Genomic DNA, 13,406 nt, shown 5'->3' with positions numbered 1-13,406 from the left:
GAGCAGGCGTCACAGGACCACGCTAGGGGGTTTTTATTGACTCGTCAATTAATGAAAAATCGGGGAGCAGTGTCGTTACAGCTTCGGCGCAATACTCGGAGGCGTCAAGTCCCTGCGGTTCAGCACGAATTCGCGCCATGAGATAAAGCTTACGGCGGCAAGGATCAGTGTGCCGCCCGCGACAACCCACACGTCAACGCTTTCATGGAACACTGCAGCGCCCAAGATCGTGGCCCATATCAGCTGAAGAAACGTTACTGGCTGTGTAACGGCCACCGGTGCCGCCTGAAGCGCCAAGGTCATGAAATAGTGCCCAGCTGTCGCAAAGCTGGCCACCAGAAAAAGAACCCCGAGATCCCGCAGGCTTGGCTGCGTCCAAACGGCAATCGCAAAAGGTATCAGGGCAACGGTCACCCAGATCGACAGATGCGCCACGACGACGGATGGCGGTACATCACGCACCAGAAGCTTGGCCAACAAATACGACCCCCCCAGCGTCAGGGCCGTTCCCAGCATGGCCAGATGACCCGGTGACACTTCGCGAAACCCTGGTCGCAGAATGATCAGGACGCCACCCAGAGCGACCAGAATCGCCGCAATCCGGCGAAAGGCCAGCTTTTCGCCCAGAAACAGGGCTGCCCCCAGGGTCACGTAAACCGGCGTCATGTAATTCATAGCTGTGACCTCGGCCAATGGTATCTGTGTCATGGCAAAGAACCAGAGCATGACCGCAACCGCATGCACGACCCCTCGCAGACCGAACAGCGTCAACAGGCGGGGTGTCAGATGTGTCGCCATGATCGACCGCATGGCTGGCAAAAGAAACACCAAACCCAGCACATACCGCAGAAAGGCGGCCTGGATGGAATTCATCGATGTTCCCAGCGACTTCACCAGCGCGGTCATCACAACAAAGGACAAGCCGGCGGCAAACATCCAGAACATTCCGGCAAGCGGGCGAGACGATACGGCGAGTGTTGACATGGTTTAGGTTGAACACCGAAATCCAACCGGGAACAACCCTTCACATGATAACAAGTTTCAGTGCGATACCCAACATGACCACGCCGATCCCGGCGTCCAGAACCTGCCACGCCCGGGGACGCGCAAAAACCGGGGACAGAATACCCGCGCCGTAACCAAGCGAAAAGAAGAACACGAAGCTGGATGTCATCGCGCCAAGGGCGAAACCCAGCCGGTCGCCATATTGGGCCGAGATCGAGCCGATGAGCACGACCGTATCCAGATACACATGCGGATTCAGCCAGGTGAACGCGAATACCGTCAGCAGCGCAGCCTTGAGGCTGGTTCGCTCACCATTGCCGATTTCCATCACCGAACTACCCAGCCAGGACGACCGGAGGCTGCGCGCGCCGTACCAAATCAGAAATGCCGCCCCTCCGTATCGCATCACAGCCTCAAACCAGGGTGCAGCCTGTGCCAGAGTGCCAAAACCTGCCACGCCCGCTCCGATCAGAATGGCATCAGACACTGCACAAGTCAGGCACAGAATAAAAACGTGCTCGCGCCGCAAGCCCTGCCTCAGAATAAAGGCGTTCTGCGCCCCGATGGCGAGGATCAGGCTGAAACCCAGCGCAAAACCGGCGATCACGGATGTAGGCATGGTATCTCCTGCGTTGCCATTGCGTTGACTAATGGCCGCGATACGATCTATCAAATTAAAGATGTTTCCCTTGGTTAAGCTCTGCTAATGTTGCTGGACCCTCACCAATTGGCCGCTTTGTCAGCCATTCTGCGCCATGGCAGTTTTGATGCAGCGGCGGCGGAACTGGCCGTGACCCCGTCAGCGATATCCCAGCGGATAAAGGCGCTAGAGGATCGGGTGGGTGCCTCGCTCATACATCGGGGAACCCCTTGCACCGGAACGCCGGCAGGTCAGCGCATCGCGCGATACGCCGAAGATGTCGGGCTGCTGGAGGCACAACTGGCCCGTGAATTGGCGCTGGTACAAGAACCCGGGTCCGCGCGGGTTCGCATTGCGGTTCCCGCCGACATTCTGGCGACCTGGTTCATTGACGCGATGGCGCGTGTTCCCGACATGCTGTTCGACCTTGTGATCGACGATCAGGACCATTCGGCAGACTGGCTGAGGCGAGGCGAGGTCAGCGCCGCCGTCACCGTCGGCGGACAAACCATAAGCGGTTGTGACGCGATTGAACTGGGCGTGTTGAGGTATCTGCCAACCGCCAGCCCGGACTTTATCAATGCGTGGTTCAAGGACGGCGTGACCGAGAAGACGCTCAGCAAAGCACCTTGCCTTGTCTTCAACAGGAAAGACGGTCTGCAAAAAGCGTGGATCGCACATCGCAGCGGCAGTCGTCTTTCACCGCCTTCGCACTTCCTGCCATCTTCTCAAGGGTTCGTTGATGCCGCGATCGCTGGGATTGGCTGGGGCATGAACCCGGCAGCCCTTGTGCAAAACGCCATGGAGCGTGGACAGTTGCGCCCTATCGTTCCCAATGCGCCACTGGACGTCGCCCTTAGCTGGCAGGTCGGACGGGTTCTTGCGCCAGCGCTCAAACCCCTTACACAAGCGGTCCAGCATGCTGCGCAACGGGTTTTGCTCCCGTCGCAAGGCAAATAGTCAGACTCATTCGATCGGAGGAACCAATGCTCTCACGCGACGCCCTCAGTTATGACCCCATTCCCCTGCCCGACCGATGCGAGATCAGTGATGCAGACATGCTGGGCGCGGCCGTGGCTTTTTTTGAAAAGATGCGCCGGCGACATACCGTTCGGGATTTCTCCACGCGCCCGGTGGCTCGCGATGTGATCGAAACCTGCCTGCGCACCGCGGGAACAGCGCCGTCAGGTGCAAACCATCAACCCTGGCACTTTGCTGCCATCTCGGACCCAAAGCTGAAACTGCGCATCCGCGAGGAAGCCGAAGAAGAAGAGCGCCGGTTCTATGCGGGAGGGGCGGGCGATGAATGGATCAAGGCGTTGGAACCCATCGGGACCAACGCGGTCAAAGAGCACCTGACCACCGCCCCGTGGCTGATTGTGGTCTTTGCCCAACGCTGGGGGCAATTCGAAGACGGTACGCGGTACAAGAATTACTACGTGCCCGAGAGTGTGAACATTGCCATCGGCTTTCTGTTGGCCGCGCTACATCACGCCGGCCTCAGCACCCTGACCCATACCCCGAACCCGATGCGCTTTCTGAACGACTCACTGGACCGGCCCGCATCAGAGAAACCAACCATGATCATCGCAGTTGGTCATCCCTCGGAAACCGCGACCGTACCTTCTGTGGCAAAGCTAAAGAAGCCTTTGGAAGAGATTTCCTCGTTCTTCTGAATGTACCTGCATTAGCTCTGTGGCCGGGGAGAATCTTCCCGGTCGGGCGACATCGTTAGGTAGCACGTCACGCAAGCCATCAGACTGGCCGCGACTATGAACGCGACCGCCAAGGCAACCTCATGCATATGGGCGACTGCGGCCAGCGCTGCCGAAAGCAGCACCGCCAACAATCGAGTAAACGATTTGATAGCTGCGGATCCCTGAACGCGTTGCTCTTTGGGCGCGACGTCCAGGAAATAGAGCTTGCGCACGCTGCTGATCCCGGTCACCGCGACGGTGACAACAAACAGCGCTATCGCATGCAGGTGCACATCGTGATCGATACCCATGTAGTGGAATGCCAGCAGAACACCTCCGGTAGCGGCGACCATGAGTGTCCCGACCACCATGACGGCACGATGAGATTTCATGTTCACGACCTGCCACAACGGCCCCGAGACAAGATAGCCCGAAGCAGATGAAACAATCATCGCGGTCAGACCCCTGGCCGAGCCATGATGCGCCTCTGCCGCTATCAGCGCGAAGAACGGGACGGATAGCGACACAGCCACCAAAGGTATACGCATTACCATGTAACGCCGAAACCAGGTGTATTCGAACATGCCAAGGATACCCCGGGCATTGGCCGTGAACGACAGCTTGGGTTTGGTTCCAGTCTTTTTTACCGGTTCCGCAGAGCGGGTATTCTCTGTCATTGCCAGCATCAAAACTCCTGAAAGCATGAAAAACGCAACCGATACGCCGATCATGGTTGAATGGCGTGAAAAAGGTGGGTGTTCCTTGGTGATCTGATGCACCAGCAAGGCTAGACCGATGGCACAAAGGCCCCCGCCCCCAAGTTGCAGGTAACGCATGACCATGCGCGAACGCGAATGGACATGATCGCCCAACAGATCGGTGAGCATCAGGTTCTGAACTTCATCCACCAGGCCGATCACGAAAAAGACCGCCACGAAAACCACTGCGATCAACGGAACGTTCCCGGTCGCGGCAGCCACCATCGCCAGAACAAGACAGGCACCGATAACGGCTTCGGTCAGAGCAATGGCGCGCTTCTTTTGCGATTTCGCCGCTATGGGTTGCGCCAGGAAAAAGTCGGAAATCATGCTGCCAATCATCCGCACCGAAACCAGCGCTCCCGCCACGAACATCGGCAATTCGAATGACACGGCCAGAAATGGCAAAACCACCGATGGGCTGCCCAGAGTCCACGCAACCTGAGACACGATACTCTGCCCAGCAAGAACCGGCACGTTTCGCTTGGTCTTATCAGCAGTCACATCCGTCATGGATCTTTCGGTGGCATCGTCCCAGAACTTCCAAGTTGTACCAGCCTAAGCGTTTCGAAGGGTTCAGCCAACACCTCTTCGAAACTGTCCGAAAACGAAAAAACCCGGCCTGTTGAGCCGGGTCTCACAATCAGGTTCCGTAACAGCTCAGAGCTGCGCCATCACCTCATCAGTGGCTTCGAAGTTGGTCGTGACACGCTGTACGTCGTCATCGTCTTCCAGCGCATCCACCAGTTTCATCAGCTTTTGCATGTCTTCCAGACCCAGCTCGGTCGTGGTGGTCGGTTTCCAGACCAACTTGGTGGATTCCGATTCACCCAGCACAGCCTCCAACGCGTTCGAAACTTCGTTCAGATCCGTATCTGCACACCAGATGACGTGACCATCCTCTGAACTTTCGACATCTTCCGCGCCGGCCTCGATTGCGGCTTCGAAAATGGTGTCTGCGTCACCCGCAGTAGCCGGATAGAAAACTTCGCCCTTGCGTTCGAACATGAACCCGACCGAGCCCGTCTCACCCAGATTGCCGCCGTTCTTGGAAAAGGTCGAACGCACAGTCGAGGCGGTGCGATTGCGGTTGTCTGTCATGGTTTCAACGATCACGGCCACGCCGTTGGGGCCGTAGCCCTCATAGCGGATTTCTTCGTAATCGTCGCCTTCGCCTGCAACGGATTTCTTGATCGCGCGGTCAATCACGTCCTTGGGGACCGAGTTCGACTTGGCCTCTTTCACCGCCAGACGCAGGCGCGGGTTCTTTTCCGGATCCGGGTCGCCCATCTTGGCGGCAACGGTGATTTCTTTCGACAGTTTGGAAAACAGTTTGGACCGCGCGGCGTCCTGACGCCCCTTGCGGTGCTGGATGTTGGCCCATTTGGAGTGGCCTGCCATAATGCGTCCTCGTCATCGTGATTGCGTGTTCGGCGCTCATATAGACGTTTGCGGGGGGCAGGATCAAGAGAGTGGCTTGCGACGGCTTCACTGGCTTGTATGGTGACGGCATGACGACAGATCAGATCATTCTTTTTGCGCTTTTCATCACGGTCTTCGGAATGCTGCTTTGGGGTCGGTTTCGATACGACCTTGTGGCCTTTGCTGCGCTGATGATCGGCGTCGTGCTGGGCGTCGTGCCGGTGGATGATGCCTTTGCCGGGTTCGGCCATCCCGCCACCATCATCGTGGCCTTGGTGTTGGTAGTCTCTGCTGGTCTGGTCAGGTCGGGAGCCGTTTTCCTGATTACCCGCACTTTGGTTGATGCCTCGCGTGGCCTCGGCGCGCATATTGCGCTGATGGGCGGGATCGGCGCAGTGTTGTCTGCCTTCATGAACAATGTGGCAGCCCTTGCACTGCTGATGCCCGTGGACATTCAGACCGCACGCAAAGCAGGCCGGTCTGTGGGTCTGACCCTGATGCCGCTGAGCTTTGCGACCATTCTTGGGGGGATGGCCACGCTGATCGGGACCCCCCCGAACATCATCATCGCTTCGATCCGGCAGGAAACACTGGGCGAACCCTTCCACATGTTCGATTTCGCCCCTGTCGGTGGGCTGGCCGCGATCGCCGGCCTTGCCTTTGTCGCTCTGGTAGGATGGCGCCTGATCCCCAATCGCGGGCCGCAAGCCGAGACATCTGAGGCACTGGCCGAATACATCGCCGAACTGACCGTCCCACCCGACTCTGCTCATATCGGTAAACGGGTCAGCGAGCTTTATGAAGTTGCCGAGAAATCAGACGTGGCGATCATCGGCCTTATCCGCGATGGCAAACGTCGCTATGGCAGGTCGGCGCACGCCACTCTCAAAGAAGGTGATGCGCTGGTATTAGAAGCCCGTCCGGAAGCGTTGGATGAGTTTCGTGCCGCCCTCAACCTCGATTTCTCGGACACCCGACGGCAGGAACTGTTGACGGCCGAGGGCGATGGATTGGAGGTAATCGAGATCGTAGTCCCGGAAAACGCCCGCATCGCCGGACGCACGGCACAAGGTGTCGGGTTGGCTTGGCGCCAAAGCACCGTCCTGATGGGCATCTCTCGACAAGGGCGTCGCATTACCGAGCAGGTCCGCAAGACCGAGGTGGAGCCGGGCGATATCCTACTTTTGCTTTGCCCCCGAGATCGTTCTGCCGATGTGACCGATTGGCTTGGCTGCCTGCCGCTTGCTGAACGTGGGCTGAGCGTAACTGCAAATGAAAAGGCATGGTTGGCTATTGGTCTGTTTGCTGCGGCTGTTTTGGCGGCAAGTGTTGGGCTGATTTACCTGCCTGTCGCATTGGGGCTGGTCGTCATTGCCTATGTATTGACCAAGATCATGCCAATCGCTGACATCTACAATCATATCGAATGGCCTGTGGTCGTCTTGTTGGGCTCAATGATCCCGCTGGGCAGTGCACTTCAAACATCCGGCGGCACCGAACTGATCGCAAACGCTCTGATCCAATTGACCGACGGCTTGCCTGCCTGGGCCATTCTGACGGTACTGATGGTTGTCACGATGACGTTGTCGGACGTGTTGAACAACACCGCCACTGCCATTGTCGCCGCGCCGGTCGGGATACAAATGGCACGTACCCTTGAGGTATCGCCCGACCCGTTTCTGATGACCGTGGCCGTTGCGGCCTCGGCTGCGTTCCTGACCCCCATCGGGCACAAGAACAACACGCTGGTTCTGGGCCCCGGCGGCTATCGATTCGGTGACTACTGGCGCATGGGATTGCCGCTGGAGATGCTGATCATCGCCGTTTCTGTTCCTGCCATTCTTGTGTTCTGGCCGCTGTGACAGGTAAAGGCTGCGCATGAAACGCTTTTTGATCCTGCAACTGCGCCCCGAAACCGATGCGTCCGACGCCGAGTACGCCTCGATCCTGAACCGGAGCGGGTTGTCGCCCGATCAGACCCATCGCGTCCGTCTGGACTGCGAAAACCTACCCGAGGGGTTGGATGTCACGGACTACGCCGGTGTCATCGTAGGAGGCGGACCGGGATGCGTCAGTGACAACCCGGCGACCAAATCCCCGTTGGATGCCCGGATCGAGACGACGATCATGGGGTTGATGCCGCAGATCATCGCACGGGATCACCCGTTCATGGGTTGCTGCTATGGCCTTGGTATTCTGGCTGCGCATCTGGGCGGCGACGTCAGCAAGGCCCGATATGGCGAACCCGTCGGACCATCCACTTGCCATCTGACCCCGGAAGGCCAGCAGGACCCGTTGACCGCAGGGTTGGAGGCCACCTTTGACGCTTTCGTTGGTCACAAGGAAGCGGTTCAGGCTCTGCCGAAAGGGTGCGTGCACCTTGTCGCGTCAGACCCCTGCCCGTTCCAGATGATCCGCTGGGGGCAGAACGTATATGCCACGCAGTTCCATCCCGAAGCCGACGCCAGGGATTTTGAACAGCGCATCAATATCTACAAGAACCACGGCTATTTCCCGCCTGAAGACGCGCAGAAACTGATCGACCACTGCCATTCTGCCGATGTCACACAACCCGGCGAGATCCTGCGCCGGTTCGTCAGACGATACGAGTGACCCAACGGCGCGGTTGCCTGAGCCTTCCCGCCTCGCTTAGGCTGATCTGACGCAACTTTGGGAGGAGTTGTCCTTGGATCTGCTTATTAACGTCGGCCTGCCGGTTTCACTGGCCGTTATCATGCTGTCTCTGGGTATCGGACTGGAGGTCGCAGATTTCCGCCGTGTCCTGAGCCGACGTCGCGCCTTTGCCATCGGGGCGGCAAGTCAGGTTGTTCTATTGCCGGTGGCGGCCTTTGTGACGGTCAAAATTTTTGCTTTGCCGCCTGAAATCGCGGTTGGTTTCATGCTGCTCAGTTTTTGTCCAGGCGGCGTAACCAGCAATATCCTGTCAAAGCTCGCCAAGGCCGATGTCGCGCTTTCAGTCAGCCTGACCGCCGTGATCAGCCTTCTGTCGATCGTAACCGTACCAATATTGGCCGCCTGGTCGATCGCGCATTTCATGGGCGACGAAGCCCCTGACGTTTCCATCACCGGGCTGGCTGTTGCTCTGTTCCTGATCACTACGTTACCGGTGGCCATTGGTGTAGGGATTCGCAACTTTGCAACGGGGTTTGCAAACCGTGTGGAGCCGGGGTTGTCGGCGCTCGCGACCGTTTTGTTCGTGCTGATCGTTGCCGCTGCACTGGCCGGGAACTGGCAACTGTTCGTCGAAAATCTCGGCATCATGGGCGCCGGCTTGATTTCTCTGAATATCGTATTGCTTTTCTGTGGATTAGGGCTGGCGAGGATATCAAACCTGTCCTGGAATGAGTGCAAGACGATTTCAATCGAAACCGGAATTCAAAATTCCACGCTGGGCATTACACTGGCGGCGCTGATTACGAATACCGAAGGCGGGTTCAGCCCGCTGGCCCTGCCCTCGGCGGTTTATGGTATTACGATGTACGCCGTGGTTCTGCCGTTTCTTGTCTGGTTCCGCAGGCGCTGAAAGGACCGTTATGACAAACAACACTGCTGATGCGATCGTTGTCGGTGCTGGTCTGGCCGGATTGGCCGCCGCAGCTGAACTGGGCGACCGAGGTAAAAAGGTAATCATACTCGATCAGGAACCAGAAGGCTTTCTGGGCGGTCAGGCATTCTGGAGCCTGGGTGGCCTGTTTATGGTCAACACCCCGGAACAACGCCGTATGGGTATCCGCGACAGCCACGATCTGGCGTTGCGCGACTGGATGAGCAGCGCGCAGTTTGACCGGGAAGAAGATACCTGGCCTCGCAAATGGGCCGAAGCCTATATCGAGTTCGCAGCTGGCGAAATGCGCCCCTGGCTGCACGAGATGGGGCTGCGCTGGTTTCCGGTCGTAGGCTGGGCCGAGCGCGGCGGGTCCTACGCAAACGGGCACGGCAATTCTGTCCCGCGCTTTCACATCACGTGGGGCACCGGCCCCGGCGTGCTGGAACACTTCATCCGTCGCGTCCGCGACCATGCCAGTGCCGGGCTGATCCAGATGAAGTACCGTCATCAGGTCAGCCATATCATCATGCAGAATGGCACCGCCAAAGGCGTCTCCGGCGAGGTTCTGGCCGATGACACCGCCCAGCGCGGCGGCAAAACTAACCGCGACGAGGTCGGCGAGTTCGAGGCTTATGCGCCTTCTGTGATCGTCACCTCTGGCGGTATTGGTGGCAATTTTGAGTTGGTGCGCCAGAACTGGCCCAGGGATCGTCTAGGGGAACCGCCACAGGACATGGTGGCCGGGGTACCGTTTCACGTCGACGGTCGTATGATCGCTATCAGTGAAAAAGCAGGTGGCCATGTCATCAATGGTGACCGCATGTGGCATTACACCGAAGGCGTTCGCAACTGGGACCCGATCTGGCCCGCCCATGGCATTCGCATTCTGCCCGGCCCCAGCTCTATGTGGTTCGATGCACGCGGAAACCGGTTGCACCCCCCCTGCCTGCCCGGGTTCGATACGCTCGGGACACTGCGCGAAATCCTGAAAACCGGGTATGAATACAGTTGGTTTGTTCTGACCCAGAAAGTGATCAAGAAGGAATTCGCCCTCTCCGGGTCCGAACAGAACCCAGACTTCACGTCAGGCAGCTGGAAAGAGGTTATTCGTCAACGCATTCTGTCCGGGTCCAAAGCGACCGCCCCGGTCGAGGCATTCAAGGAGAAGGGCGAGGATTTTGTTGTTGCCAACACGTTGACCGAGTTGGTCAACGGAATGAACCATTTGGGTGGCGGGCTGATAGACGAGGCCCATTTGCGTGCCCAGATCGAAGCGCGGGATTCTCAGGTCGACAATCCCTTCTCAAAAGACGCGCAGATGATGGCGATCCTTGCAGCCCGCAATTATCGTGGAGACAAACTGATCCGCACCGCCAAACCTCACAAGTTCCTTGATCCGTCCAACGGCCCGTTGATCGCGGTCAAGCTGCATGTTCTGACACGCAAGACGCTGGGCGGTTTGCAGACCAATCTGGACAGTCAGTTGATCGGTGCCGACGGTCAAGTGGTGCCCGGCCTTTTCGCTGCCGGCGAAGTCGCCGGGTTCGGTGGCGGTGGCTATCACGGTTACAACGCGCTGGAGGGAACGTTCCTGGGTGGCTGCATCTTTTCAGGTCGCAACGCAGGGCGATCGAGGGCCGTCGCCTGACAACCCTGCCCTTTTACTTGCGTACCAGTTTGATCACCGGCTCACCCTGAGCATCCAGCAAGGCCAGCGCGTTGCCTTGCACCGCGAAGGTCGTGACACTTTGCATCGCTTTCAGAAACTGCCGCTCGACCTCATCCAGCGGGGGTGGGCACGCCATGAGCGTTGCGGCCATATTGTCCGGGAACTCGATCCGATTGGCAGAAATCTCGGCCTGGCCACTGAACCGGTTGCAACCGCCGTTTCCTGAAAAGGCCCCGCCCTGCCCGAAAGCAAGTTCAGGACGTTTCTCTGTCTCAATAGGCGCACCATTGAGGCCCGAGGCGTACCACTCGGTGTTTTCCAGCATCGCGGCACCTTGGTGTTGCACCTGTATCATCAGCAGGTCAGCTGAATTCTCGGCCCCATGTGTCAGAACCGGATAGACAGTATCGGTGGTGAACAACAGCTTTTGCCCCTGCATGACCGAAGCGCGCACGGCATAGCTGCGCCCGTCCTGAATCAACGCATCATCATAGGTCAGTTCAAACTGCGCCGGCACACCGGTCAGGGCATATCTCTGCGCGGCAAGCGTTTCGGCCGGCGCATCCGCCAATGAGATATCCTGAAGCTCGACGAACAAGGTCGTGTCGGGCGAGAGCGCAATACGCTCTCGGTAGGTTGCAGTTCCTTCGACGGTTCCAGCAAGCGATGTGCCGCTCAAAACGGTGGCGAAAGCAACCGCAGGAAACGTGGTGCGGACGAGTGTCAGCATAGCAGTACCCTTTAAATATCAGTTCTACAAAAGATTGCTGTTCATCCGACATTTACAAGTACGCCGCGAGCAAAGCGGCAAATCTGTGCCGATGTCATAACGGCCAGATCAATGGGATCAGCAGGGACGCCAACAATCCGACCGTCAGGTTCAGCGGCACGCCTACCTTCATGAAATCGGTGAACCTGTAGCCTCCGGGACCATAGACCATCATGTTTGTCTGGTATCCGATCGGTGTTGCAAACGATGCCGAGGCCGCCACCATAACCGCAACGACCAGCGGACGCGGATCTATCCCGACAGCCTGCGCCAGACCGATGGCGATCGGAGTGACGACAACCGCAACGGCGTTGTTGGAGACCAGTTCGGTCAGCACCGAGGTCAGCAGATAAATCGCCCAGATAATCAGGAATGGCGGCAAGGCACTGAGCCCCGGCGCAACAGCTTCGACGATCAGAGAAACCGCGCCAGAGCTGTCCAGCGCAGCCCCTATGCCCAGCATCGCGAAGATCAACGCCAACAGGCGGCCTTCAACAAAGGAAAACGCCTCATCCGCGTCGATACAGCGGGTCAGTAGAACCACGGCGCAGGCCACAATCGACAACAACAGGATGGGCGCAATGCCCAGCGCGGCGAGGACGACAATCCCTACAAGAGCACCAATCGCAATGGGTGCATGGCTTCGACGGAATGCTCGAGCCGATGGTTGTGTGACGTCCACCATGTCCATATCAGCCGCAAGCCGCTGGATATCCGCCGGGGCACCTTCCAAAAGCAACGTATCCCCAACCCTGACCACCAAATCATCCAACTGGCGACCAATGTTCTGGTTACGGCGGTGCACCGCCAGCACGTAAACGCCATAGCGACGCCGAAGCCGCATCATTCCAAGGGTCCGACCCACCAAACGGCACCCGGGTGTGATCAACACCTCAACCGTCTTGGTTTCAACGGCAGATACCTGATCCACACGTTTGAGTTCCCTGTTGCTCTGAAGGCTCAGAAGTTCGGTCATCTCGGTGCGTAAAACCACCCGATCGCCTACTTTCAGCTCGACGCCTTTCAGATTACGCCGCAACGACTCATCCCCCCGGATGACATCTATCAGGCGCACGCCGGGGCGTTTGAACAACTGCACACCGGTCACTTCGCGCCCGATCAGGTTGCTATCCGGCGGAATGACGGCCTCGGTAAAGAACTTCATCTTGGACCGGTCACTGAGCAGCGACGCCATGCTGTCCCGCTCGGGCAACAGTTTGGGCGCGATGAAGCGCAAATAAATCATGCCGTAGATCACCAGCGCGATCCCCAGAGGCGTGATTTCGAAAATCGTAAAGGCTTTCATCCCCTGCGCGCGAGCCACGCCATCCACCAGCAGGTTCGTGGACGTGCCGATCAACGTCAGCGTGCCGCCCAAAATGGCTGCGTAACTCAACGGAATCAGCAATTTGGATGCGGGAACATTCAGCGTGCGGGCAATTTGCACAAAGACCGGAATCATGACCACAACCACTGGCGTATTCGACACCACCGCCGAGGCCAGCACGACAAACCCCATAAGCAAAGCGATGGCAATACGCGGGTTTACCTGAGCCTGCTTCTGTGCGGTCGAAGTGAATGAGTCCAAGGCTCCGGTCCGCACCAAGGCCCCCATGATGATGAACATCGCGGCAATCGTCCAGGGTGCCGGGTTGGACAGAACCGCAAGCGCGCTTTGATAGGGCAGGATGCCAGTTACAAGCATCAGAGAGACACCGCCAAGGGCTACGACTTCGGTCGGATAAACCTCGCGCAGGAACATGATGAACATGCCCGCAACGATGAGCAGCGCCAGAACTGCGCTTCCTGTGTCTGTCAGTGAAAGGAAATTCATTCGTGGTATTCTGTCCGAACCCCGGCCCAAGCGCCTGATGACAT

Annotated in this window: 12 protein-coding genes; 6 read left to right on the top strand and 6 right to left on the bottom strand. The window is 58.1% G+C overall.

The annotated features are described in order from the left end of the window. Positions 1-75 precede the first annotated feature (75 nt). The gene (locus AC2FEB_RS12760; RefSeq protein ID WP_496675811.1) at positions 76-984 is read right to left on the bottom strand and encodes a DMT family transporter; all 909 of its coding nucleotides are present in this window, start codon (positions 982-984) and stop codon (positions 76-78) included. Positions 985-1,024: 40 nt separating this feature from the next. Then, the gene (locus tag AC2FEB_RS12755) at positions 1,025-1,624 is read right to left on the bottom strand and encodes a LysE/ArgO family amino acid transporter (RefSeq protein ID WP_496675809.1); all 600 of its coding nucleotides are present in this window, start codon (positions 1,622-1,624) and stop codon (positions 1,025-1,027) included. A gap of 87 nt (positions 1,625-1,711) precedes the next feature. Here AC2FEB_RS12755 and AC2FEB_RS12750 point away from each other — a divergent pair, with 87 nt between their 5' ends. After that, on the top strand, positions 1,712-2,605 hold the full coding sequence (locus tag AC2FEB_RS12750) for a LysR family transcriptional regulator ArgP (RefSeq protein WP_496675807.1): 894 nt from the start codon (positions 1,712-1,714) through the stop codon (positions 2,603-2,605). A gap of 26 nt (positions 2,606-2,631) precedes the next feature. Then, a complete protein-coding gene (locus AC2FEB_RS12745; protein WP_496675805.1) occupies positions 2,632-3,321 on the top strand; it encodes a nitroreductase family protein in 690 nt (229 codons plus the stop codon). 11 nt (positions 3,322-3,332) lie between these two features. On the opposite strand, the gene AC2FEB_RS12740 is transcribed toward AC2FEB_RS12745, so the two are convergent. Both AC2FEB_RS12740 and AC2FEB_RS12735 read right to left on the bottom strand, forming a co-directional pair. After that, entirely contained in the window at positions 3,333-4,613 is a 1,281-nt protein-coding gene (locus tag AC2FEB_RS12740; protein ID WP_496675803.1) for an MFS transporter, read from the bottom strand. A gap of 147 nt (positions 4,614-4,760) precedes the next feature. Then, positions 4,761-5,501 carry a YebC/PmpR family DNA-binding transcriptional regulator gene (locus AC2FEB_RS12735; RefSeq protein WP_117868259.1) on the bottom strand — a complete coding sequence of 247 codons (741 nt, stop codon included), beginning with the start codon at positions 5,499-5,501 and terminating at the stop codon, positions 4,761-4,763. 110 nt (positions 5,502-5,611) lie between these two features. Between AC2FEB_RS12735 and AC2FEB_RS12730 the strand changes: the two genes are divergently transcribed. The 4 genes from AC2FEB_RS12730 (at position 5,612) to AC2FEB_RS12715 (ending at position 10,738) form a co-directional block, all read left to right on the top strand. Further along, positions 5,612-7,384: an SLC13 family permease gene (locus tag AC2FEB_RS12730; RefSeq protein ID WP_117872594.1), complete on the top strand. Its 1,773-nt coding sequence runs from the start codon at positions 5,612-5,614 to the stop codon at positions 7,382-7,384. Between the two features lie 16 nt (positions 7,385-7,400). Beyond that, positions 7,401-8,135, top strand: a complete 735-nt coding sequence (locus tag AC2FEB_RS12725; protein ID WP_117868258.1) for a glutamine amidotransferase — start codon at positions 7,401-7,403, stop codon at positions 8,133-8,135. 73 nt (positions 8,136-8,208) lie between these two features. Continuing rightward, positions 8,209-9,066, top strand: coding sequence for a bile acid:sodium symporter family protein (locus tag AC2FEB_RS12720; protein WP_496675799.1), 858 nt, complete (start codon positions 8,209-8,211; stop codon positions 9,064-9,066). Positions 9,067-9,076: 10 nt separating this feature from the next. Next, complete coding sequence (locus AC2FEB_RS12715; protein WP_496675796.1) at positions 9,077-10,738, top strand: FAD-binding dehydrogenase; 1,662 nt, start codon at positions 9,077-9,079, stop codon at positions 10,736-10,738. Positions 10,739-10,751: 13 nt separating this feature from the next. Here AC2FEB_RS12715 and AC2FEB_RS12710 read toward each other — a convergent pair whose 3' ends face one another. Both AC2FEB_RS12710 and AC2FEB_RS12705 read right to left on the bottom strand, forming a co-directional pair. Beyond that, positions 10,752-11,489 carry a YbaY family lipoprotein gene (locus AC2FEB_RS12710; protein WP_496675793.1) on the bottom strand — a complete coding sequence of 246 codons (738 nt, stop codon included), beginning with the start codon at positions 11,487-11,489 and terminating at the stop codon, positions 10,752-10,754. Between the two features lie 94 nt (positions 11,490-11,583). Next, positions 11,584-13,362 carry an SLC13 family permease gene (locus tag AC2FEB_RS12705; RefSeq protein ID WP_117868254.1) on the bottom strand — a complete coding sequence of 593 codons (1,779 nt, stop codon included), beginning with the start codon at positions 13,360-13,362 and terminating at the stop codon, positions 11,584-11,586. Between the last annotated feature and the right edge of the window lie 44 nt (positions 13,363-13,406).

Source organism: Ruegeria sp. YTSC106 (genome assembly GCF_059609765.1).
Note: the sequence above shows the minus strand (reverse complement) of the source record. Positions and strands in the feature narration are given on the sequence as shown.